Raw genomic sequence first — 23,295 nt, forward strand, 5'->3', positions numbered from 1 at the left:
TACGATCGCATAAGAAAAGAACGGGTGGATTCGTGTTCGTGAATTGCGTAAACATTAGGCCAGCGGCATAAAGCCGTTCCGTGCCTGTCGGTAGGCTATTAGTATGTCTTTTTTTGATATGTTTGGTCCCATGTTCGACCCGGAAAGCGGCCCGAACCGCTCCCAAGGGCAGCGTGCCAATAAATCCGGCAACGATGATCCCATCATTCTCAATGTCGAAACCGATGGTGATAACACCGCCCGGTCTTCGGCGAACATGCCTCCAAGAGGCCCGTCCGGTCCGCGTATCACACGCCAGCCGAACCGTCCGCGCAAATCGTCGAACGGCAACAAGATTCTAATCGGTGTGGTGCTGGCGCTTGCCATCATCATTGGCCTGTTTTTTGGCTTGGCGCAGTTCATTACCGACGTCATGTGGTATGCGCAGCTTGGCTTCCAAAGCGTGATTTGGACGCAGCTGGGTACCAGGGTAGGTCTGTGGGTGGCGTATGCGCTGCTGATTGCCGCGGTCGGGTTCCTTTCCGCGTCGCTGGCGATCTGGGCTCGCCCCGATGCCGCCGATGGTTCCACCATTCGTATTAATGGCGACACCATCGAAGTGGGCAAGGGCGTGAGCTCAAAGAGTGCACGTCGTGTGGCAGTGGTGATTTCATTGATCGTCGGTTTGATGTTCGGATCGCAGTTTAATGCGAATTGGTCTGAGATTCTGCTGATGTTCAATGCGCAGAGTTTCGGTACCACTGATCCGCAATTCGGCATTGACAATGGTTTCTACGTATTCGTGTTGCCTGGTTTGAAGTTGATTATGTCGGCGGTGTCGCTGCTGTTGCTTGCAGGCATTATCTTCTCCGTCGTCACGCATGTGATGATGGGTGGCATTCGCATCACCATGCCAGTGCATGGTCGTGGACTGTTCCACATCACCAAGCGTGCGCGTAGGCAGATCGGCATTTGGCTGATGCTCAACATGTTCGCATGGGCGGCGAATCAGGTGCTTGGTGTGTTCTCTCACCTTACGCAAGAGGGTAGCCGCATCACCGGCGCCACCTACACCACGGTCAACGCCACGATTCCCGTTACCTTCATCATGGCCGCCATCACCGCCACTCTTGGTGTGGTTCTCGGCATGTGGATCATGAAATCGCATGCACTGGAAGGCCAGGCTCCGATCGCGGTGCGCGCCTCCGAAGCGCTCAAGGCGTGGAAAGTGCCGACCGTGGCCATCGCATCCGCCATTGTGGTGAGCCTGGTGCTTACCGTGGCATGGCCGATGCTGCTGCAGCGTTTCCGTGTGAACCCGAATGCACAGGAGATGGAATCAACATATATTCAGCGCAATATCGACGCCACTCGTGAAGCCTATGGTCTGAACAATGTGAAGACGGAACAATATCAGGCTACCACCGAAGGCGAGGAAGGCGCACTGGCTGACTCCGCGGAATCGACCGCGCAGATCCGACTGCTCGATCCGCAGATTGTTTCTCCAACGTTCAAACAGTTGCAGCAATCCAAGCAGTATTACACGTTTGCCGACACTCTTGCCGTCGACAAGTATGAGGTCGATGGTGTGAGCCAAGATACGGTGATCGCAGCACGAGAACTTGACCTTGCCGGTCTTGACAATCGCAACTGGGTCAACGACCATACCGTGTACACGCACGGCTATGGTGTGGTGGCCGCCTACGGTAACAAGGTGACGGCCGACGGTCAGCCGAAGTTTTTCGAGACGGGCATCCCAACCCAAGGCAAGCTCACCGAATCCGAACAGTATGAGCCGCGTATCTACTTCTCGCCGAACGCCTCCGAATATTCGATCGTGGGCGCTCCGGAAGGCACGCAGTCGTGGGAGTTCGATTACCCGACCGGTTCCGAAGGCGCTACCAACACGTTCGACGGTAATGGCGGCCCGAAGATCGGCAATATCTTCTCCCGACTGCTGTATGCCATCCGTTTTGGCTCCGACCAGATTCTGTTTTCCAACCGTGTGAACTCCGCATCACAGATTCTCTACGATCGTTCCCCGAAGGAGCGTGTGGCCAAGGTCGCGCCATACCTGACGCTTGACGGCCGTGTGTACCCGGCGGTCGTGGATGGTCGTGTCAAGTGGATCGTCGACGGCTACACCACGTCTGACGCCTACCCGTATTCGCAGATGACCGATTTGGGCGAAGCCTCCAAGGATTCCACCACGGAATCTTCGGCCACGGTGAGTGAGCTGGCTTCGAAGAACGCCAACTACATTCGCAACTCCGTGAAGGCTACCGTCGATGCGTATGACGGTTCCGTGGACCTGTACGTGTGGGATGAATCCGATCCGGTGATCAAGGCATGGCAGAAGATCTTCCCCGGCCAGTACCACCAATTGTCGGAGATTTCCGGCGATCTGATGAGCCACCTGCGTTACCCGGAAAGCCTGTTCAAGGTGCAGCGCGAACTGTTGACCAAGTACCATGTGTCGAGCGCCAGCCAGTTCTTCTCCGGTGAGGATTTCTGGCAGACTCCGGTCGATCCGACCGAATCTCAGCAGGCTCAGGAACGCGACATTCTGCAGCCGCCGTATTATTTGACGCTGCAGACCGGTGGGTCCAACGAGCCGGTGTTCTCGTTGACGTCGTCGTATATTCCCGCAGGCACGTCAACCCGAGAGATTTTGACGGGATTCCTGTCTGTCGATTCCGATGCGGGCAACGAAAAAGGCAAGATCGGCGCGAACTATGGCACGCTTCGATTGCAGGAGTTGCCGAAGGATTCCAATGTGCCAGGCCCCGGTCAGGCGCAGAACAACTTCAATGCGTCGGCTGACGTGTCGAAGGAACTCAACCTGCTTGAGTCCGGTTCCACCAATGTGCAGCGAGGCAATCTGCTTACACTGCCGCTCGGCGGTGGATTGGTGTACGTGCAGCCGGTGTACGTCAAGTCCTCCGGTTCCACCAGTTTCCCGCTGTTGAAGAAGGTGTTGGTGGCCTTCGGCGACCAGGTCGGATTCGCCAACACATTGGACGAAGCGCTCGATCAGGTGTTCGGTGGCAACTCCGGCGCGTCTGCGGGCGATGCCGAAAACGTTGACGGTTCCACCAGCAGTAAGACCGACACGAGCGATACCGCCGGTACCAGTGGGGATGCCTCCGCTAACGGTTCTTCCGGAACCGACGGCACTGACTCGTCATCTGGGTCGAATTCCGACAATGACAGCAGTTCCGGCAATACTGGCGGTTCCAGCACGATGAGCAGCGATCTGAAGAGCGCCCTCAACGACGCTTCCCAAGCAATGAAGGATTCCGACGCGGCCATGAAGAAGGGCGATTGGTCCGCTTATGGCGAAGCGCAGAAGAAACTTCAGGAAGCGTTGAACAAGGCGCTCGAACTCGAGCAGTAGTTTCCGCACAAGTTCCGTACGATTGCTGTTTGCATAAGGCGGGAGTCTGGTTCCTCATATATGGAACCGGTCTTCCGCCTTCTGCATATGCCCGGTATGCTCAAAAACATGAGTGAGTATTCCTACCGCATCGCAACGCAAAACGACATTCAAGCGATCACCGACATTTACAACGCCGCAGTCATACGAGGCGGATCATCGGCCGATATAACTCCACGCACATACGAACAGCGCAAAGCATGGGTTGAATCGCATCATGATCCGTACGCGGTGTTCGTTACGGAAACGGCAGATGATGACGGAGAGAGACAGATTATTGGATTCAGCGCGCTTTCCGTTTTCTATGATCGCGCGGGATATGACGGCGTCACCGATCTTGCCTACTACATCGACCCGCAATGGCAGGGCAGGGGAGTCGGCACATATACGCTCACCAAACTGCTTGAAGAATGCCGAAAGCGTAATATGCGTAAGGCATGCGGCATTATTTTCGCAGACAATGCCGGTTCGATCGCACTGATGAAACGGTTCGGTTTTACACAGTTTGGCCTCATGCCAACCGCCGCCACCGATTCCACCGGCACCATGCGTGACATGAGTTACTGGTATCTCGACCTGTAAGTACAATCTTTGCGGTTATCAAGACGAGACAACGCGGCGCAATATGAATGCACGCAATCGTATGTATGAATGAATGGAACGATTTCAATGGCATCTGATTTCTGGCTGATTGCAGGACTTGGCAATCCGGGTCCCAAATATGAAGGCACCCGTCACAATATGGGATTTATGGCAGCTGATCTGCTTGCTGAACGTTGGTCGGTCAACTTTTCCGACCATAAAGGGCTTGCCATGCTCGGCAAGGGTGTGATGAACCTGTCTGGTCGTAACGTCAAATTCTTCCTGGCAAAGCCGCTCACCTACATGAACGAGTCAGGCAATGCGTTGGCTTCCATCAGCGCCTACTACCAGATTGAACCGGACCATATCGCGGTGATTCACGACGACATGGATCTTGATTTTGGACGTATCAAAGTCAAGGCAGGCGGCTCCGCAGGCGGACATAATGGCATCAAGTCGATTGATCGCGCCTTGGGAACTCCGAAGTATGCCCGTGTACGCATGGGCGTTGGACACGCGCAGCGAGGTGCCCACGCCCACGACAACACCGTGAACTGGGTGCTGGGCGGATTCGGACCGGATCAGCGCAAGCAGCTTCCGGAATTCCTCGCCGATGGCGCTGATGCCGCCGAAACTATCATTTTCAATGGCCTCGCCAAAGCTCAGGAGCAGTTCAATGGCCGCTGAACCGGTGCAGTTGCCGACTTCAGGTTCCCTGGCTGGCATTCTTGACGTACTCGAAACCGACGAGGATTTTCGTGCGCTGATTTCCGGTGAGATCGAGGTGCCGGAATCCGACATAGACCCCAGCATTACCGTTGGCATTCCCGAAGGATTGCGCCCGGCACTGGCCGCTGGAGCATCGGGAACGCGGCCGGTTGTACTTGTGGTGGCCTCCGGCCGCGAAGCCGAAGAGACGGTTGAGACGATTCGTTCGTGGTATTCCGGCGATCCGAATGACGTGGCGCAGCTTGAAGCATGGGAGACCTTGCCTCATGAACGCCTCTCGCCACGCGCTGATACCGTGGCGAGCCGTATGGCGGTGTTCCGCAGGCTGAAGCACCCTCGAGAGGGAAGCAAGCTGTTCGGCCCCATCCGCATTCTCGTCATGCCGGTGCGATCCCTGATCCAGCCAGTGGTTGCAGGTTTGGCCGACGTGGAGCCTTTGGTGTTTTCTCAAGGCGAGGAATTGGCGCTCGACGAGGCGTCTCGTCGACTGGTGGAAAATGCTTATACTCGAGTCGATCTGGTGATGGATCGTGGTGAATTCGCGGTGCGAGGAGGCATTATCGACGTGTTCCCACCGACATTGCCACATCCTGTGCGTATTGAGTTCTTCGGTGATGAGATTGACACCATCAGGGAGTTCCACGCTTCGGATCAGCGTACGTATGGCGGGAATGTTCCTGTTGTTTGGGCCACGCCGTGCCGTGAACTGCAATTGACTGACAAGGTGCGCAAGCGTGCGAAATCCCTGATTGGATCCATTCCCAATGCCGAAGACATGCTAGAATCCATTGCCAATGCCATTCCGGTCGAAGGTATGGAATCGTTACTTCCCGCATTGGTCGATGACATGGAGCCGGTGCAGGGCATGTTGCCCAAGCGTGCGCTGGTCATGCTCTCTGATCCGGAAAAATTGCGTCGTTCGGCTGACGATCTCGCAAAAACCGCCAATGAGTTTCTTGCGGCCAGCTGGCATGTCGCAGCATCCGGTCATGGTGCCGGCGCTCCGATCACGTTCGATCAGGCGAATTTCTACGATTTTGAAGAAACGATTTCATCGCTGGTTTTCTCAAGGCACGACGTATGGAAGCTTACGAGTTTCGGCGTGGACCCAAGCAGGGAAGGACACATTCAGCTCAACGCTGCCAATCCCGGCGAGTATCGCGGGGATGAAGTCAAAGCAGCATCCGGTATCGAAGGTCTTCTTGATGCCGGCTATGCCGTCACCGTCACTGCAGGAGCGCAAGGCACTCTTGTTCGGCTCAAACGTGCCATCAACGAAACGGGAATCGCCAACTTCGACTGCATCAGATCGCGTGCCATCGACGGATTCGTCGATAATGCTGCGAAAGTCGCACTGCTTACCGAACGCGACCTGACCGGACGCACATCGGCCGCGGGGCAGGCAAAAACACCGAAACGTCGCCGTAAGGCCATTGACCTTATGGAGCTCAAAGCCGGCGATTACGTGGTGCATGAGCAGCATGGCATCGGCCGGTTCCTCGAAATGCGACAGCGTACCATCGGAGCGGGCGCCAACCAGACAACACGCGAATATCTGGTCATCGAATACGCATCCAGCAAGCGCGGCGCACCCGCCGACAAACTGTTCATCCCCACCGATCAGCTTGACCAAGTCAGCAAATACATCGGTGCCGACGCTCCAAAACTCAACAAACTGGGCGGATCCGACTGGGCTGCTACCAAGGCGAAAGCACGTAAGCATGTGCACGAAATCGCCGAAGATCTGGTCAAACTGTATTCGGCACGTCAACGCATGCAGGGGTATGCCTTCAGCAAAGACACCCCTTGGCAGAAAGAACTGGAAGACGCTTTCCCATACCAAGAAACCGCCGATCAGCTGACTACCATCGACGAAGTCAAATCCGATATGGAAAAGCCCGTGCCGATGGACCGCCTGATTTGTGGCGACGTGGGATTCGGCAAAACCGAAATCGCCGTACGTGCCGCATTCAAGGCGGTGCAGGATTCCAAACAGGTGGCTGTGCTGGTGCCGACCACATTGCTGGTGCAACAGCATTTCGAGACATTCACCGAACGTTTTGAAGGATTCCCGGTGGAAGTAAGGGCGATGAGCCGTTTCCAAACCACCAAGGAAATCAACGACACTATCAAGGGACTTGAAGACGGTTCCGTCGATGTGGTGATCGGTACGCACAAACTACTCGGGCCGAAGGTCAAATTCAAGGATCTAGGCCTGGTCATCATCGATGAGGAGCAGCGTTTCGGTGTCGAACACAAAGAGACGTTGAAGGCGCTGCGTACCAATGTGGATGTGCTGAGTCTGTCGGCAACACCGATTCCGCGAACGCTGGAGATGGCCGTTACAGGCATTCGTGAAATGTCCACGTTGGCCACGCCTCCGGAAGACCGCTTGCCGGTGCTTACTTACGTTGGCGCGTATGAGGATGCTCAGGTCACTGCCGCGGTCAGGCGTGAGCTGTTGCGCGGTGGCCAGGTGTTTTACGTGCACAACCGAGTGCAAGACATCGCTTCGGTTGCCGCGAAGATTCACGAGCTGGTGCCGGAATCGCATGTCGGCATCGCCCATGGCAAGATGGGGGAGAAGCAGCTCGACGGTGTGATCCGAGACTTCTGGCATCGCGACATTGATGTGCTTGTATGCACCACCATCATCGAAACCGGTCTTGATATTTCCAATGCGAATACGTTGATCGTCGATCATGCCGACCGTTTCGGCCTAAGCCAGCTGCACCAGCTGCGTGGCCGTGTCGGGCGATGCCGTGAGCGTGCCTATGCGTACTTCCTGTACGATCCGACCAAGCCGATGACCCAGCAATCGCATGATCGACTAGCCACCATCGCGCAGAACACTGCGCTTGGTTCAGGTTTTGACGTGGCGATGAAGGATCTCGAGCTGCGTGGCACCGGCAATCTGCTGGGCGACGAGCAGAGCGGGCATATCGAGGGCGTTGGCTTCGACCTGTATGTGCGCATGGTTTCCGAAGCTGTCGAACAGTACAAGGAGCCGGAACGTACGGAATCGGTTGCTGTCACAATCGATCTGCCGATCGAAGCGTCCATCCCCGTCGGCTACATCGATTCCGACAAATTGCGATTGGAAGCCTACCGCAAGCTGGCAGGGGCACGTACGGAAGCCGATCTCGACGAGTTGCGCGATGAACTTACGGATCGTTACGGCAAACCTCCGATCGATTTCGAAGCATTGTTCGATGTGGCAAGGTTGCGATTCAAAGCAAGAAAGCTTGGCATTACGGAGATCATCGGTCAAGGGCGTAACATTCGTGTGTCCAAATTCAAGCCACGTGAATCCGTACAGATGCGCATGGCGCGAATCTACAAAGGTATCCAGTACAGGCCTGTCACTCAAACGTATGTGATCCCCACCCCGTTTGCTGGTTCGCTTGGATCCGGGCCAATGAGTTCCGATGAGATCGTTGGATGGACGAACCAACTTCTCGACGATCTTGACTGGAAACCAACGCCAAGGAAATAACAGGCGAAGTTCCGGACACGTCCGACACGATTTATGTGAGCGTTCACATAAATCGTGTCGGATAAGTTTGCCATACGTCCACAAAACGCACTATTCTAGGCAATGTCATCACAACCTAACGTTTATAAGGAGTAGTTGTGGCAGTAATTGAAAGCGTTTACGCGCGTCAGATTCTCGATTCCCGCGGCAACCCGACCGTTGAGGTCGTTCTCGACACCGAAGACGGTGCTCAGGGCCTGGGCCTCGTTCCGTCCGGTGCTTCCACCGGTGAAGCTGAGGCTTGGGAGCGTCGCGATGGCGACAAGTCCGTGTACCAGGGCAAGGGTGTTCTCAATGCCGTCAAGGCCGTGAACGAAGAGATCGCTCCGAAGGTCATCGGCATGGACGCTTCCGACCAGCGTGCTCTCGATGAGGTCATGATTGAGCTCGACGGCACTCAGAACAAGGGTCGTCTGGGCGCCAACGCCATCCTCGGCGTGTCCCTGGCTGCTCTGTACGCCTCCGCTGAGTCCGCAGGCCAGCCGCTGTACCGCTACATCGGCGGCACCAACGGCCACATCCTGCCGGTTCCGAACATGAACATCATGAACGGTGGCGCTCACGCTGACTTCGCCACCGACATTCAGGAGTACATGATCTCCCCGTACGGCTTCGACACCTACAGCGAGGCTCTGCGTGCAGGCGTTGAGGTCTACCACACCCTGAAGAACGTCCTGAAGAAGGAAGGCCTGGCCACTGGCCTCGGCGACGAGGGCGGCTTCGCTCCGAAGATGAAGTCCAACAAGGACTCCCTGAACTACATCATGGACGCCATCTCCGCCGCCGGCTACGAGCCGGGCAAGCAGATCGGCATCTCCCTCGACGTGGCTTCCTCCGAGTTCTACAACAAGGAGACCGGCAAGTATCACTTCGAAGGTGACGATCGCGAAGCCGGCTACATGCTCGACTTCTACGAGAACCTCATCAACGAGTACCCGATCGTTTCCATCGAGGATCCGTTCCAGGAAGAAGGCTGGGAAGACTGGGCTGCCATCACCGCCAAGCTCGGCGATCGTCTGCAGTTCGTCGGCGACGACCTGCTGGTCACCAACCCGGCACGTCTGGCTAAGGGCATCGAGCTCGGTGCCGCCAACTCCCTGCTGGTCAAGCTGAACCAGATCGGTACCGTCACCGAGACCCTTGACGCCATCGAGCTGGCCACCAAGAACGGCTTCACCTCCATGGTTTCCCACCGTTCCGGCGAGACCCCGGACACCACCATCTCTGACTTGGCTGTGGCAAAGAACACCGGCCAGATCAAGACCGGTGCTCCGGCTCGTGGCGAGCGTATTGCTAAGTACAACCGCCTGCTCGAGATCGAGGAGGAGCTCGGCTCCACCGCTCAGTACGCTGGCTACAGCGCTTTCAAGGCTTGCAAGAAGTACATCGCCAAGTGAGCGTAAGCGCATCGAATATGCGCTGATGTAGAGTGCCCGTCGTGTTCCTCGTCGAACGCGACGGGTATTTTCGTTGCTATGAGTTCAAAGTCACGCAAGAAGGCATCCAAAAAAGGCAGCGCTGGTCCCATCGCGTTCTTTGTGACGGTGTTTATCGTGGCTTTAGGAGCTATCCAGTTAGCGTCGACATTCCACACCTATGCGTTGAATATGGCTGAATTGAATGGCTTGAAGAAGCAGGAAGCCGCGTTGATAGCGCAAAAGCAGGAATTGGAAAACGACATCGCACGCTGGGATGACAAAGCCTACGTTACGGCGCAGGCGAGGGATCGTCTGGGATTCGTGTTTCCGGGAGAACAGGCGATTCGTGTGGAACATCCCGAAGCGGTAACCGGCGAAACCACAGAAGATAAGAAGACGACGGACGAATCACAGAAAACCGTACTGCCTTGGTACAAGGAAATGGCGTATTCGTTCAAACAGGCCGACCAATCGGATGAGGTGAAATCGAGGGAAACGTCCGAAAGTACGGCAACCGGCGAATCGGATGCGAATGGAACAAGCCCGGAATCCGGTGGCCAGCAGCAGGATTCACAAGACAACAACCAACAGCAATCAGGAGATCAGCAGGAGTGACACAGGGTATGACAATCAGCGAACAGGCCAAAACCTTGGCGAAGAAGGTTCTCGACCAGCCTGCCACCGAGCATGATATTGCTGTGGTCGAGCGTCAGTTGGGTCGCTACCCGCGTGGCATGGTGGCTGTCGGAGCACGTTGCGTGTGCGGCAGGCCTTTGGCTGTGGTCACGCGTCCGCTGCTGCCGGGAGGTGTGCCTTTCCCTACCACTTGCTATTTGACTGGCCCGGAAGCGGTGAAAGCCATCTCCCACATCGAAGCCGAAGGCAAGATGAAGGAGTACAACGATCTTTTGGCTGAAGATGACGATCTGAAAGCCGCCTACGAGCGTGCGCACGAACTGTATTTGGCGTTCCGGCATGAAATCGCCGTTGCTATGGAAGACAGCGAAGAGCATATCGAAGGCACCAGTGCCGGCGGCATGCCTGTTCGCATCAAGTGTCTGCACGCCTTGCTGGCGCAAACGCTGGTGATGGGCGAGGGCGCCAATCCGATCGGAGACATGGCATTGGAGGCGATTCGTCATGAATTCGACCCCAATGTATGCCGTTGCACGGTGGAAAACGAAGACTGAACCATATTCAGACAGAAAGAAGAAGCAATGAAATCCGTTACTGTTGCCGGCATTGATTGCGGTACGAACTCGATTCGTCTGAAGGTCTCCCGAGTCAGCGAAGACGGCGTTGAAGATATTGTTCCGCGTATTCTTCGTGTGATTCGCCTCGGTCAGGATGTTGATAAGACGCATCGTTTCGCCGATGAGGCATTGGAACGTGCCTACGCCGCTGCCCGCGAATTCGCCGAGGTGCTGAAAAAGCATCCGGTGGATGGCATTCGTTTCGTTGCCACTTCGGCCACTCGTGATGCTGAGAACCGTGAGGAATTCGAAGACACTATCGAGCAGATCCTCGGCGTGCGTCCGGAAGTCATTCCCGGTACGGAAGAGGCTGATCTAAGCTTCCTTGGTGCCACGAGCGTGGTTCGTCGCGACGTCGAAGCTCCGTATTTGGTGGTTGATTTGGGTGGCGGCTCTACGGAATTGGTGCTTGGCGGCGATGGCGTAAGCCATCCGAACACGCAGGTGCAGGCCGCGTTCTCCATGAACATTGGCTCGGTGCGTATGACCGAACGCCACTTGAAGAACGATCCGCCTACCGAAGCGCAGATTCAAGAAGCCATTGCCGACATCGACGAGCATATCGATGAAGCGTTCAAAACGGTTCCTGCAGGCAAAACCCGTACTATCATCGGCGTGTCGGGCACAGTGACTACCATGACCGCTCTGGCCATGGGATTGACCGAATACGACCATTCCGCGGTGGATGGTGCCAGCTGCTCGCTGGAAGACGCTTATGCGGTTGATAACAAGTTCCTTACGATGCCGCGCGAAGAGCGCCTGACCTACAAAACCATTCACCCGGGTCGTGTTGACGTGGTCGGTGGCGGTGCACTGGTGTGGAATCGTGTGCTCGCCAAAGTCAGCGAAGCGGCCTATGCCGACCATGGTCAGCATATCGACTCCTTCATGGCCAGCGAACACGGTTTGCTTGATGGCATTGTGTTGGATTACGGCACGCGATTGCTTGCCGAACGTTAACGTGGCATAATGACTTGGGCGTCGGCTTGTTCGATGCCTTGCCGCCATGGCGAAACTGGTATACGCAACCGACTTAAAATCGGTCTCTTCGGATTGCGGGTTCGATTCCCGCTGGCGGCACTGAATGACGTTGTGAATGTGTTGCTGGATAGCACGTACGAAACAATCCGTTATTACACTGGCGGCATTGATAACCCCAAGTAGCCGACTGGAACGGAAAAAGTATGACGTCGAAAGATATCAAGCCAGTAATCGAACAGCCCGATACGGAAATTCCGCTGATGCTCTCCCAAGCGATTATCGTCGCAGGAGTTTTGGCTGTAGGCGAACTAGCTTGCTCTCCGCTGTATTTCTCGTTGCTGAAGGCGTCGTTGGCGTTGATTCCATGGGCTATGGAAGCGGTGTTCATGGCAGTGGCGTTCACGTTCGTTGTGGGCTTTGCGTTGCTGTGGTGTGCCGAATCGTTTACGTTCAAAATGCGTGAGCGGTTCCGTCCGTTCGCATATGCGATTGTTGGACTTATCGGTTACGGTGTGTGGAGCCTGCTGGTGTTCTCCGCCACCATCAATTCCGTGCTTGCCATGGTGGGGGAGAGTGTGCTCACCAATGGCCAGATTGGTGCGATTGCGTTGAATGGTGCAGCTCTTGGTTTCGTCGCCTTCCTGTTCGCCAAGTTGCTTGGCGTTAAACTCGGCAATCGTAAAACCACGGCCATCATCATGCTGGTGGTGGAAGTTGCGGCCGCCATCATTGGTTTGATTATTATGATTCTCATGTTCCGTGCATTGTATGCAGCCTGAGCGAGGCACCTGAGAGGCAAGGCGGCGATTGGTATGTTCAGTATTCTCGAAATGTTCAAGATAGGCGTTGGGCCAAGTTCCTCACATACTGTTGGTCCGATGGTGGCGGCATGCAAATTTGTCGAATCTCTTGAGCATACGGGAACGCTTGGCCGTGTGAGCCGCGTGCGTACGGTACTGTATGGATCTCTTGCGTTGACGGGCTTGGGACACGGTACCGATCGTGCGACTGTGGCAGGTCTGGAAGGCAACATGCCGCAAACCGTCGATACGGACCACGTGAACATCATTCGTCATGAGTGCGAGGCGAGTGGGGAACTGTTGCTGGCGGGTAAGCATCGCATCGATTTCGACTATGAGCATGATGTGGTGATGGACGTGTGGCATCGCATGGCCGCGCACCCTAATGGCATGCGTTTCCAAGCATTTGACCAGCAGAACAATCTTGTTGATGAACAGGTCTGGTATTCTATCGGTGGAGGCTTCGTGCGGCAAGGTAATGCCGAGGATCTGATGATCGGCATTCATGAGCGTCCGCCGGTCGGAACGTCTTTCACCGATCAGCAGAGTGATTCCTCACTTGATGACGGATCGGATGTGCCATATCCATTCACGTCATGCGACGAACTCATTGCATTATGCGAGAAGCACCATATGAGTATTGCCGACATTGTGTGGGCCAACGAAACGGCCATGCAGTCGGCGGTGCAGGTTCGTAGCGAACTGAATAACGTGTGGAGGGTGATGCGTCGTTGCGTGCAGCACGGATGCCATACGTCGCAGACCATGCTGCCTGGCGGTTTGGATGTGCCCCGCAGGGCGCCGAAAATGTATGCGAGGCTCGCCTCGAACAGTGATGTGCTTGCGCGAGACAAGAAGCGCGTGGATGCGGTGCTCGAATCGTCGGATGCGGCATGGGTGGATTTGTTCGCTTTGGCGGTGTCGGAGGAAAACGCCGGTGGTGGGCGAATCGTCACCGCACCGACCAACGGTGCTGCAGGAATCATTCCGGCAGTGCTTCACTATTACTGGCATTTCGTTGGCCATGCGAACGAAGAGGGTGTTATTACCTTCCTGCTCACTGCAGGCGCGGTAGGGTACCTGTTTAAGCGCAATGCCTCCATTTCCGGTGCGGAAGTCGGATGTCAGGGAGAGGTCGGTACGGCATGTTCGATGGCTGCGGCCGGTTTGTGCGCGGTGATGGGTGGTACTCCACAGCAAGTGGAGAACGCTGCGGAAATCGGCATCGAGCATAATCTGGGACTGACCTGTGATCCCGTGGGAGGTTTAGTACAGATTCCATGCATCGAACGCAACGCCATGGCGGCGAATACTGCTATCAATGCGGTTCGTATGGCCATGCTGGGAGATGGAACGCATATCGTGACCTTGGATCAGGCCATCAAAACCATGAAAGACACGGGCGAAGACATGATGGCCAAGTATAAAGAAACCTCAAAAGGTGGTTTGGCGGTCAATGTCGTTGAATGCTAGCGGTGGTTGGTGCTAGTCTAGGTGGCATTGTGCTTTTCAAGGAGGTTCACCATGGCATCTCAAATGCCCGTTGTCAATGTTGAGTTCGGCGATCGCCCGACCATCGAATTCTCGTCCGAGACCGCTCCGGCAGGTCTGAAGGTTGTGGAGCTACTCGAGGGTAATGGCCCGATGGTTCGTCGCGGCGACACCGTCACCGTTAACTATCACGGTGTGGTCTGGGGCAAAGACACCCCGTTCGATTCCAGCTTCGACCGTCACCAGCCGGCCAGCTTCGGCATCGGTGTTGGCCAGGTCATCAAGGGTTGGGACCAGACCGTTCCGGGTCATAACGTCGGTTCCCGCTTGGTGGTATCCATCCCGCCGGAGTATGGCTATGGTTCCCGTGGCGTCCCGCAGGCCGGCATCGGTGGCGAAGACACCCTGGTGTTCGTGATTGACATCATCTCTACCCGCTGAAACTAAACGGTATAGAGTAATTTCCAAGGTCAAGGAGGCAACATGGCCGAAGAAAAAACGCTTCTGCTGACGCAGGAAGCTTATGACAAGATGAAGGAAGAGCTCGCTTGGCGCGAAGGCGAGTATCGCGACGAGATCCTTTCCAAGGTTTCCGCGGCACGCGCCGAGGGTGATTTGAGTGAAAACGGCGGTTATCAGGCCGCTCGTGAGGCTCAGCGAGTAAATCAGGGACGCATCGAGGAACTGACCGTCAAGCTGCGCAACGCGAAGATTCTGACCGCGCCCAAGGCCGGTGAAGTCGGCGACGGTTCTTTGGTGACGCTGGATGTCAACGGCCGTGAAATGGTCTACGTGCTTGGCACGCGTGACCTGTCCATCGCCACGGACTACAGCATCATCAGCCCGGAATCCCCGATCGGCGCAGCCATCAACGGCGCTCACGAGGGAGACACGGTGTCGTACACGGCTCCGAACGGCCGTGAGATTTCCGTGACCATCAAGGAAGCCAAGCCGCTCGCCTGAGTGATGTTCGTCATAAGCTGAATCTGATATTCCAACGACATAAAGCGATATAACAAGGCTGGTTCATCGAATACAATGATGAACCAGCCTTGTCGTATATTTCGTCAAACTGCAATCAGATGTGATTTGAACTTACGGCCATAGCTGCACGATCACCATGTAGATCGCTACCATGTGGCATGCGTAACCGGCGACGGTGCCGCAATGAAAAATCTCATGGAAGCCGAACACCTTCGGCCATGGATCAGGCTTACGTAGCGCGTATACGATGGCTCCGGCGATGTAGCAGGCGCCTCCTGCGGCCAACAGCACCACAACCGCCGGGCCGGCGTATGGCGAAATCCAGAACAATCCCATGAATGCCACGCCGGAAACACCGAAAATAATATACACAATCACGTAAAGCCAGCGTGGGGCGCTGATCCAGATGACGTGAATGATGAGCGCCACGGTAGTGCAAATCCACATGCCCGCGATGATTGAATTGCGCCAGAATGGTTCGAGTGCAAAGGAGACCGGCGTATAAGTTCCTGCGATCAGCAGGAAGATATTCATATGGTCGATGCGTCGTAGCGCGTCGGTAACGCGAGGTGACCAATCGCCCAAATGGTAGCAGGCGGAATTGCTGAACAATACCAGCGAACACGTCATGAATACGGCGCACGCCCACTTCAAACCGGTACCGTGTGCCAGGCAGATCAGCACGATGCCGGCCGCCAACGCCAGAGGAGTGGCTACGGCATGAATCCAGCCACGCATCGCCGGTTTGGGACGACCATGCACGTCAAGACGAATCTTGCGTTCGATCTCCGCCGGAGTGATGCCTTCTATTTTCGCGGCACGAGCTTCGCCCTTGGCGATAGCCATTTTCGCCTTGCCATCGGCCTTCTTGCGGATGTTCTCGGCCTTGCTGCGTGCCTTCACGCGAATTATATCGGCCTTGGCTTGAAGAGCCTGTTCGTGTGCTTCTGCGATGATCGCGCGTTTTTCCTCGATCTGAGCGTCTGTGGGTTTCGCCATCTGCGTGCCTCCACTGTAAGTTACGGAACCGTAACCTACGTTACCGTAACTCATGGATATGTCAATATCCCTTTCCGATAATATGCGTCTAATATGCGTACGTGCCGTACAAAACCTCTGGCGTGATGCGTATGATGGAACGCATGGCTGATTTCTCACATATCTTGACGACCCGCCCTGATTTCGACGACGAAGATCGTGAATGGTTGCATCATCTGGTCGCTGACTGGCAGGTGATTGCCGACCTGAGTTTTGCCGACCTGCTGCTCATTTTGCAAAATGGCGAGGGCAAGTACATTATCGCCGAGCAGTGTCGTCCATCCACGGTGATGAGCCTGAGAACCGATGACGTCGTTGGCGATGTTGTTGAGGAGGAGATGAGCGCTGAATTGGATGCCGCGATGGTTTCCGAGTCGGTGTTTCGTTCCACGGTGCTCCGCACGGTGGGTGGGTCCACGGTATGCAACGTGTATGCGCCGGTGCGCCACAACGGCAAGACGCTGGGACTGGTGGTACGTGAGACGAACATGGCTACCCGAGAGTCGAATGGACGTTACGAATCCGAAAGCATCAGCGCGGGCAAACAGCTGTATGAGATGATTCCGCGCGGCCAGTTCCCGTACCGCAATCCGATCATGAACCAGCGTCATAATGCGCGTGTGGCGGACGGTTTCATCGTGCTCACCGTCGACGGCATCGTGCGATACGCTTCGCCAAACGCCATCAGCTGCTTCCGACGTTTGGGATCGGTCAGCACCATGCAGGGGGAGTACCTGAGCGAAATCGGCACCAAACTGCTGCGCGAGAACGATCCCGTGCTGGAAACCCTGCCTCTGGTACTCAGTGGCAAGGCTGCCGTCGATTCTGAACTTGACGCCAACAAGTCCGCAGTGTCCATGCGTTCGCTGCCATTGGTGGATGCCAATGGCCGTGTCGGAGCTGTCGTGCTATGCCGAGATGTGACCGAGCTTCGTCGTCGTGAAAAGGAACTGCAGACCAAGGATGCGACGATTTCCGAAATCCACCATCGCGTCAAGAACAATCTGCAGGCGGTTTCTGCATTGCTACGGCTGCAGGCACGTAAAACCAAGTCCGAAGAAGTCAAGAAAGAGCTGAAAGAGGCACAGCGCCGTGTGCAGACCATCGCCATGGTTCATGAAGGCTTGAGTCAGACCGCCGATGAGATCGTGGACTACGACAAAGTCATTTCCAGTCTGTTGAAGATGGCTGTGGACCTGGCCACCATGCGCGACCAGCACATCGACATCGATTTCATCGGCCGATTCGGTATGATGCCGGCGCAGGATGCCACGCCGCTGTCTCTGGTGCTGACCGAGCTGATCACCAATTCCGTGGAACATGGTTTTGAAGGCCGGAAAGACGGGCACATCACGATTTCCGTGGGCCGTGGTGGTAACAACCTCAATGTCGTAGTCGAAGACGATGGCACCGGCTTGGCCAATGAGGAGCATGACGGCATGGCGCGTTCCTCCGGGTCAGGCCTGGGCACGCAGATCATCAGCACGTTCGTCAACAACGATTTCGGAGGTACGGTCCGTTGGGAACCTCGCCGCGGCGGCGGCACCCGAGTGGTACTTGACATGAAGCTGCGTGCGGCGTAAGGCTGATGAACGCGAAAGCGATTCGGAAGGCATAAGAAAGTCCGGGAGACTGTTAGCAGTCAACCGGACTTTTTTGTAAGCTGCTATTCGCAGAGCGTATGCGAATGACGGATCTTCGAAAAACCTTTAGATCTGCATCTGCATGGCCTGGGAACGACGGGCGCGCATGGCACGACGCTTAAGCGCGCGGCGCTCGTCCTCGCTCAGACCGCCCCAAACACCGTAATCCTGATTGGTGTCGAGAGCGCATTTCAGACACGCATCGATCACCTTGCAGGTGCGGCAGACGGCCTTGGCCTCTTCGATCTGCTGGTAGGCGGCACCTGTGTTGCCGACTGGGAAAAACAGCTCCGGATCCTTGTCGCGGCATGCGGCCTTGGCGCGCCAGTCAAAAGCACTGCTCATATAATCGCCTTCCTCTTGCCATGTACGGCATGTAAGTCCGTTACTCAGATAACCACGAATCGTGCGACTTTTCAAGAGTCTTCACGAAAAGAATCCCACGAATCGTCAAAACCTTGAAATTCCACACATTGAATAGGGCAGGCTTTGGCTTGCTGAATGAGCACGCCACGACCGTGAAGGGTATAGTCGTCCGCTGAGAATCCGTCCAGAATTGCGCCGGGAATGCCTAACATCAGATCATTGGAACGTTCTCCGCAGGGAAATGCCACACGGGTGGGGCATCGGTCCAACAGTGCGGAAGTGGGTTTTTCCGTAGCTGCAATCACGGTGATATTGGGATTTGCCAATGCCTCCCGCAGCTCGTTCGCTTCAGGCGAAGTGGAAAAAGGATTGAGCGGTTCGTCCGCATCATCCACAATCCAAATGGTGCGTTCATGCAAAGGTGATGGCCTTCCGTCATCCGTCACCATGCCATGCTCGCTTTTGCGTGTGAAACGAATATTGGCACGACCTGTGTCGTACAGCCAACGTGCGCAATGCAGCAGCAAATTGGTTTTACCGCTGCCATAAGCGCCGATAATGGCGATGTTCTGTTGGCTCACGTTAAGAACGGCGGTATGTACAAGCACGCCATCGTCGGCAAGAGCGAAAGGAATTTCGTTCCATGGCCGGTTCGTTGTGGTCGACAGATCGGATTGCGTCGCATGCCGGGCGAGAGGATCGGAAAACAAGAGATCGGGGCGTTTGCAAGCATGGAATCTTGCGGCTGTGTTGATGTTGCGGATAAGCCGGTCGACATCACGAACCGCGCTGCACAGGAAAGGCGTGGTGCGCTGTCCGTCATTGCAATAGGCGGCGCCAGGCATATTGGGAGGAATCAACGCCGCGTCACGTATGCCGATCAATTCGTTCGACTGCATCTGGTCCGTAACCCTTAAACATATGCTTAGCGACATGTTGGCCTTCATATCGGCATGGACTTGGCCCATGGGATTTTGCGTACAGACAATCAAATGCATGCCGAGGGAACGGCCGAGCGATGCGAGACGGTTCAACCGTTGCATATAGTCGGGCAGACGGTCGCGAAGCGCGTGGAACTCGTCGATGACCACGACCAGTCTTGCCGGAGAATTGGCCAGCTGATCGAAACGGGAGACACGTTCGGAGCTTACCAAAGCCTCACGCCGAATCAGCTCCTGTTCGATGGCGTTCAGTGCACGGACCGCATGGGACAGGTCAAGATCGCAAACGTTGCCGACCGTGTGTGGAAGCTGTTCCAAGGCGTTGAATGTCGATCCGCCCTTGAAATCCAGAAACACGAAATGCAGATCGTCCGGGCTATACTGCATGGCGAGCGATAGACACCAGCTGATGAGCAGTTCCGATTTTCCCGATCCCGTGGTGCCTGCAACCATCGCGTGCGGGCCTGATCGTTGCAAATCCGTACGGAACAAGCCATGTTGCGTGATTCCTAAGAGGCAGGAGGATGTGGGGGAGAGCCACGTTCGTGCGATGGTACGCCACGGCAGCATGTCGTCGTTCAAACCGTAGAGGTGTTCGAAACATACACGGGGCATCGCGGCGAATGATGGTCGGTCAATGGTCCGCTCTAGCGTTTCCGCAACCTTCGCCGGTGTGGCGTCCGCAGGTTCGTCATACTGCTGTTTCTGACGGGACCGCAATGTCATGGATACCAACGACATCGCGCTGCCGATAAGCCCCGGGGCGAGCATAGCCACGTACAGCCATTGTCGTTGCGCGATCATCACGACAAGCATGACGAGCTGCGCCAGCACGGGTGCGGCCCAGCTGATGAGCATCAGCCGGTCTTCATTGAACCCATTGGTATGCTTGCGTTTGTTCTTGCCCTTCATACACGCCATAGTGGGCAATGCGGATGAGCGGGTGCAAGCTGAAACCATGGTTGTGGTCGGAGGATGAGTTATCCACATCTCCCGACCGGAATGTCAGCCTTGCTGTTCGGCAAGCGTGCCTACAGTGCCTGCCTTGTGGGTGCCTTTGGCCAGCTCGGAGAACAATTCGAGATTCTTCTCCTCATCCAACAGCACGCTGGAGCCAACGCCATCAACGTAATAGCCGGGGTCGGTCCAGTAGACGCTTCCCGAAATGCCTTGGTCTCCAGAAGCGCTTTTGAAGGCCAAGGCCATGCGCATCAGCGATGAGGTCGAAGCCTTCTCATCCACGGTCACGGAGCTTAACGCCGCTTCCGCGACTTTCTTGATCTTGCCGAAGTTCAGAAGCGTATTCTTGGATGCGCCTTTTTTCACTATGGCATTGATGACTTGGCGCTGACGGGCCGCACGCCCGAAATCACCTTGCGCGTCGGCATAACGCATACGAGAGAACGCAAGCGCGGTGGTGCCGTCGGCAGTATGACAACCGGCAGTCCAGTTCAGTTGGGAGTACGGGTCATTCACGTCTTGGTCGTAGCACAATTCGACGCCGCCAAGGGCGTCGACCACTTTGACAAGGCCGCCGAACTGCACCATGGTAACATGGTTGATTTTCTGCCCTGTGATGTCTTCAACCTCGTTGACTAGCTGTTTCCCGCTATATAGTTGCGCGACTGCATTGATTTTCATATAGCTTTGGTTGATTTCCACCAAGGAATCACGCGGAATGGAAATCAGTGAGGACGGGCCGGATTTCGGCTTGGTGAGCACGAGAATAGTGTCCGTTCTGAAACCGGTCACGTCTCCCGCATCGCCAATGGTGCCTTCGCGCTCGTCGGAACCGAGAATCAGCCAGCTTTCGCCGGCAGTATCGGCTTTGTCGGTCAGCCAGGACTGTTTGTTGAGCTGCCCGTCCACCCAATTCCATGAGGAGAATATCGACAATCCCAAAGCGAGGATTATGACAAGGAAGATGATCAGAATGGTTCTTCCCATATGTCGCTTTCCATGCGGTCGAGCGGCTTTTGCGACGGATCGCAATGCCGATGTGCCGGAGCTGGCCATGTTTTGGTTTGGGGTGCCTTGGTTAGTCATTCGTGGCGTGCTTGCTGGTATGGAGGAGGAGCCTCGTACCTGTTGTGCCGCACGTTTCGGATTATGCGATGCTGAAGCAGGTGCGAATGATGCGGGAGAGGACGTGGCCGGTTTGCGTGTTCCGCTGGCGGAACGTGCGACAGGACGGAAGCTTTGCGGTGTGCCCGACGAAGCTGTGGAAGACGATTGCGTAGATCGTCTGGCTGAATGCGAAACGCTAGAACGGGCCGGTTGCGAGGCAGGAGAAAAACTCGGAATCGATGGGGAGCCGGATTTCGGAGGAACCGGGGATTTATGAGGTTGTGGTTCCGTCTTCTTCCGTCCTGCGGACGGGATGAAGCTCGGCGGTACGGACATGGGATCCTTGCCGCCGTTCTCTTCACTCATACAAATATCCTCCAAAAAGAAATCCGTTCCTACACCATTTACACCGTGTAGGAACGGATTCGGTGAAAGCGGTCTAGTTCTTTGCGGGAACGGCACAAACCGTTGCGTTGAGGTAACGGTCGGCAAGTCCGATGTACTGCCCGGTAAGAGCGTCATGGATGGAACCATCTTCAGGGTCGACCGTGCCGCCGGTGTTCGGATCGATCAGCGTGCCATCGGCCTGCGTGATCAGACCAGTGACCGGATCGGGTGTTGGTGCGGCTTCCTGGGAACCCGTGTTGCCGGTGCCTTCAGTCGAATTATCGGTGGAATCGCCGGGATTGCCCGCGCTGTCGGCATCAGCGTTCGTATCGGACTCATCAGAACCATAAATCGGCTTGCCCATGCGCATCTTCTCCCAAAGCGTCTCCGCCTCATCGGCCCAGACTGAACGGTTCGGATCCGACGGCGCGGACACCACTGGAACGGTCTGCGAATACAGGTTGGACAGATTGAAATCCTTAAGGCTCATGGCGAGACCTGCAAGTGCGGCGGTGTCGGCCATGCCTTGCGAAATGTACAGTGATTGCAACGCCGCTTTCGCCAGCTGATATAGCTGTGCGGTATCGGTGAAAAGATTCTTGCTGAGCGCCTCGTTCATCAACTGTTTGATGAGGTACTGCTGCCTGGTCGTGCGCGACGTGTCGGAACCATCTCCCAAACCATGGCGGGTTCGCGCGTACTGCGTCGCCTGATATCCGTCCAGATGGTGCAGTCCCTTGGTGAGCTGCAGGCTGGTGTAAGGATCGTCAACATCCTGCGGGATGCACAGATCGACGCCTCCCACGGCGTTGATCATCTTGACCAAACCTGCGAAATCCACGACGATGAAGTTCTGAATGTTCAATCCGGTGAGGCTGTTCACTGCATTCAACGTGCAGCTTGCGGCTGAAGCGAGATCACCGCCGGTCTGATATGCGTTCGCGAAAATCGAATTGAACATCACGTTGTATTGCGCGGGAATCGTACCATTGGTTGTCTCGCACTGAGGCACATCCACCAAGGAATCGCGTGGAATGGAAACCAGGTTGATTTTGGTGCGGTCCGCGGAAATCTGCGCCACCATCGTGGTGTCAGCTTGATGGTTGCCCACCACATCGTCGAAATTGCCTCCGACTGACTGGTTTTCCTCGCCGTCGCGGGAATCCTGCCCGATGAGTACGAATTCGATGGGCTTGCCGGAATTCGGGTCAATGATCGACGTGTTGGCGTCAAGTGAACCTTGGCCGATAATCTCTACTGAATGGTTTTTGATGATGCCATTCACATCCAGCCATGTCGCGGCTGCCGCGGTTCCCGAGAACACCAGCATCGCCGCGATGACCGAAGCGACTATCGTTCTCGCGCGATGTTGCACTCGATAGCCAAGGCTGTGACGCGGCTGTGCGTCTCGCAGTCCATTGACGTTAGGAAGCTTATCGCCGGCTGGTGATGTGGTCACGGTATCGCCTTCCTGTTTATACAAAAGATCACGCCATATCTCAACGCGTTCTAGAACATACCACTACGCTGTTATGGGATTATAGAGATGTTCCCCGATTTTCGCTGATTTTGCTTCAGACCCCGTCATCTTGGTCGTTCCTCGTACCACATTTTTCTTGAATCAAGGTTATTGACACGGCGGAAAACTTGACAAAAAGAAATTGC

18 protein-coding genes and 1 tRNA gene are annotated in these 23,295 nt (G+C 55.7%); 14 read left to right on the forward strand and 5 right to left on the reverse strand.

Annotation, left to right across the window (positions count from 1 at the left end; all coding sequences use genetic code 11):
- Positions 1-103: 103 nt before the first annotated feature.
- From BBKW_RS03730 to BBKW_RS03790, 13 genes are all read left to right on the forward strand, one after another.
- On the forward strand, positions 104-3,376 hold the full coding sequence (locus BBKW_RS03730) for a UPF0182 family membrane protein (protein ID WP_033501707.1): 3,273 nt from the start codon (positions 104-106) through the stop codon (positions 3,374-3,376).
- Positions 3,377-3,484: 108 nt separating this feature from the next.
- Positions 3,485-3,997, forward strand: a complete 513-nt coding sequence (locus BBKW_RS03735; protein WP_033501750.1) for a GNAT family N-acetyltransferase — start codon at positions 3,485-3,487, stop codon at positions 3,995-3,997.
- Between the two features lie 87 nt (positions 3,998-4,084).
- The gene (pth, locus tag BBKW_RS03740; RefSeq protein WP_033501708.1) at positions 4,085-4,684 is read left to right on the forward strand and encodes an aminoacyl-tRNA hydrolase; all 600 of its coding nucleotides are present in this window, start codon (positions 4,085-4,087) and stop codon (positions 4,682-4,684) included.
- A complete protein-coding gene (gene mfd, locus BBKW_RS03745) occupies positions 4,674-8,222 on the forward strand; it encodes a transcription-repair coupling factor (protein ID WP_033501709.1) in 3,549 nt (1,182 codons plus the stop codon). Before pth ends, mfd begins: the two co-directional genes overlap by 11 nt.
- A 137-nt stretch (positions 8,223-8,359) precedes the next feature.
- Entirely contained in the window at positions 8,360-9,658 is a 1,299-nt protein-coding gene (gene eno / locus BBKW_RS03750) for a phosphopyruvate hydratase (RefSeq protein ID WP_033501710.1), read from the forward strand.
- A gap of 78 nt (positions 9,659-9,736) precedes the next feature.
- On the forward strand, positions 9,737-10,294 hold the full coding sequence (locus BBKW_RS03755; protein ID WP_033501711.1) for an FtsB family cell division protein: 558 nt from the start codon (positions 9,737-9,739) through the stop codon (positions 10,292-10,294).
- 8 nt (positions 10,295-10,302) lie between these two features.
- Positions 10,303-10,869, forward strand: a complete 567-nt coding sequence (locus BBKW_RS03760; RefSeq protein ID WP_004221534.1) for a DUF501 domain-containing protein — start codon at positions 10,303-10,305, stop codon at positions 10,867-10,869.
- 27 nt (positions 10,870-10,896) lie between these two features.
- The gene (locus BBKW_RS03765) at positions 10,897-11,892 is read left to right on the forward strand and encodes a Ppx/GppA phosphatase family protein (protein ID WP_033501712.1); all 996 of its coding nucleotides are present in this window, start codon (positions 10,897-10,899) and stop codon (positions 11,890-11,892) included.
- A gap of 40 nt (positions 11,893-11,932) precedes the next feature.
- A tRNA-Leu gene (locus BBKW_RS03770) sits at positions 11,933-12,012 on the forward strand.
- Between the two features lie 104 nt (positions 12,013-12,116).
- Positions 12,117-12,692, forward strand: a complete 576-nt coding sequence (locus tag BBKW_RS03775) for a hypothetical protein (RefSeq protein WP_033501713.1) — start codon at positions 12,117-12,119, stop codon at positions 12,690-12,692.
- A gap of 33 nt (positions 12,693-12,725) precedes the next feature.
- A complete protein-coding gene (locus tag BBKW_RS03780; protein ID WP_033501714.1) occupies positions 12,726-14,186 on the forward strand; it encodes an L-serine ammonia-lyase in 1,461 nt (486 codons plus the stop codon).
- 51 nt (positions 14,187-14,237) lie between these two features.
- Positions 14,238-14,645, forward strand: a complete 408-nt coding sequence (locus BBKW_RS03785; protein WP_003835273.1) for an FKBP-type peptidyl-prolyl cis-trans isomerase — start codon at positions 14,238-14,240, stop codon at positions 14,643-14,645.
- A 42-nt stretch (positions 14,646-14,687) separates the two neighbouring features.
- A complete protein-coding gene (locus tag BBKW_RS03790; protein WP_003835271.1) occupies positions 14,688-15,167 on the forward strand; it encodes a GreA/GreB family elongation factor in 480 nt (159 codons plus the stop codon).
- Positions 15,168-15,299: 132 nt separating this feature from the next.
- Here the strand turns inward: BBKW_RS03790 and trhA are convergent, their stop codons facing one another.
- Entirely contained in the window at positions 15,300-16,187 is an 888-nt protein-coding gene (trhA, locus tag BBKW_RS03795; protein WP_033501715.1) for a PAQR family membrane homeostasis protein TrhA, read from the reverse strand.
- 143 nt (positions 16,188-16,330) lie between these two features.
- On the opposite strand from trhA, the gene BBKW_RS03800 reads away from it, so the two are divergent.
- Positions 16,331-17,809 (forward strand): sensor histidine kinase, encoded by a 1,479-nt coding sequence (locus BBKW_RS03800; protein WP_033501716.1) that lies wholly within the window; start codon positions 16,331-16,333, stop codon positions 17,807-17,809.
- 126 nt (positions 17,810-17,935) lie between these two features.
- Here the strand turns inward: BBKW_RS03800 and BBKW_RS03805 are convergent, their stop codons facing one another.
- The 4 genes from BBKW_RS03805 to BBKW_RS03825 form a co-directional block, all read right to left on the reverse strand.
- A complete protein-coding gene (locus BBKW_RS03805) occupies positions 17,936-18,214 on the reverse strand; it encodes a WhiB family transcriptional regulator (protein ID WP_003835265.1) in 279 nt (92 codons plus the stop codon).
- A gap of 71 nt (positions 18,215-18,285) precedes the next feature.
- The gene (locus BBKW_RS03810; RefSeq protein ID WP_051920284.1) at positions 18,286-20,097 is read right to left on the reverse strand and encodes an FtsK/SpoIIIE domain-containing protein; all 1,812 of its coding nucleotides are present in this window, start codon (positions 20,095-20,097) and stop codon (positions 18,286-18,288) included.
- Positions 20,098-20,181: 84 nt separating this feature from the next.
- A complete protein-coding gene (locus BBKW_RS03815; protein ID WP_193786600.1) occupies positions 20,182-21,609 on the reverse strand; it encodes an LCP family protein in 1,428 nt (475 codons plus the stop codon).
- A gap of 73 nt (positions 21,610-21,682) precedes the next feature.
- A complete protein-coding gene (locus tag BBKW_RS03825; protein ID WP_048349572.1) occupies positions 21,683-23,089 on the reverse strand; it encodes an LCP family protein in 1,407 nt (468 codons plus the stop codon).
- Positions 23,090-23,295 lie beyond the last annotated feature (206 nt).

It is taken from the genome of Bifidobacterium catenulatum subsp. kashiwanohense JCM 15439 = DSM 21854, from assembly GCF_001042615.1.
In the GTDB taxonomy this organism is placed as follows: Bacteria; Actinomycetota; Actinomycetes; order Actinomycetales; family Bifidobacteriaceae; genus Bifidobacterium; species Bifidobacterium catenulatum.

What these genes read in the sequence shown, in the direction of transcription:
- BBKW_RS03730 (WP_033501707.1), top strand. Translation starts at nt 104, where the DNA reads ATGTCTTTTTTTGATATGTTTGGTCCCATGTTCGACCCGGAAAGCGGC.
- BBKW_RS03735 (WP_033501750.1), top strand. Translation starts at nt 3,485, where the DNA reads ATGAGTGAGTATTCCTACCGCATCGCAACGCAAAACGACATTCAAGCG.
- pth (WP_033501708.1), top strand. Translation starts at nt 4,085, where the DNA reads ATGGCATCTGATTTCTGGCTGATTGCAGGACTTGGCAATCCGGGTCCC.
- mfd (WP_033501709.1), top strand. Translation starts at nt 4,674, where the DNA reads ATGGCCGCTGAACCGGTGCAGTTGCCGACTTCAGGTTCCCTGGCTGGC.
- BBKW_RS03755 (WP_033501711.1), top strand. Translation starts at nt 9,737, where the DNA reads ATGAGTTCAAAGTCACGCAAGAAGGCATCCAAAAAAGGCAGCGCTGGT.
- BBKW_RS03760 (WP_004221534.1), top strand. Translation starts at nt 10,303, where the DNA reads ATGACAATCAGCGAACAGGCCAAAACCTTGGCGAAGAAGGTTCTCGAC.
- BBKW_RS03765 (WP_033501712.1), top strand. Translation starts at nt 10,897, where the DNA reads ATGAAATCCGTTACTGTTGCCGGCATTGATTGCGGTACGAACTCGATT.
- BBKW_RS03775 (WP_033501713.1), top strand. Translation starts at nt 12,117, where the DNA reads ATGACGTCGAAAGATATCAAGCCAGTAATCGAACAGCCCGATACGGAA.
- BBKW_RS03780 (WP_033501714.1), top strand. Translation starts at nt 12,726, where the DNA reads ATGTTCAGTATTCTCGAAATGTTCAAGATAGGCGTTGGGCCAAGTTCC.
- BBKW_RS03785 (WP_003835273.1), top strand. Translation starts at nt 14,238, where the DNA reads ATGGCATCTCAAATGCCCGTTGTCAATGTTGAGTTCGGCGATCGCCCG.
- BBKW_RS03790 (WP_003835271.1), top strand. Translation starts at nt 14,688, where the DNA reads ATGGCCGAAGAAAAAACGCTTCTGCTGACGCAGGAAGCTTATGACAAG.
- trhA (WP_033501715.1), bottom strand. Translation starts at nt 16,187, where the DNA reads ATGGCGAAACCCACAGACGCTCAGATCGAGGAAAAACGCGCGATCATC.
- BBKW_RS03800 (WP_033501716.1), top strand. Translation starts at nt 16,331, where the DNA reads ATGGCTGATTTCTCACATATCTTGACGACCCGCCCTGATTTCGACGAC.
- BBKW_RS03805 (WP_003835265.1), bottom strand. Translation starts at nt 18,214, where the DNA reads ATGAGCAGTGCTTTTGACTGGCGCGCCAAGGCCGCATGCCGCGACAAG.
- BBKW_RS03810 (WP_051920284.1), bottom strand. Translation starts at nt 20,097, where the DNA reads ATGGCGTGTATGAAGGGCAAGAACAAACGCAAGCATACCAATGGGTTC.
- BBKW_RS03815 (WP_193786600.1), bottom strand. Translation starts at nt 21,609, where the DNA reads ATGAGTGAAGAGAACGGCGGCAAGGATCCCATGTCCGTACCGCCGAGC.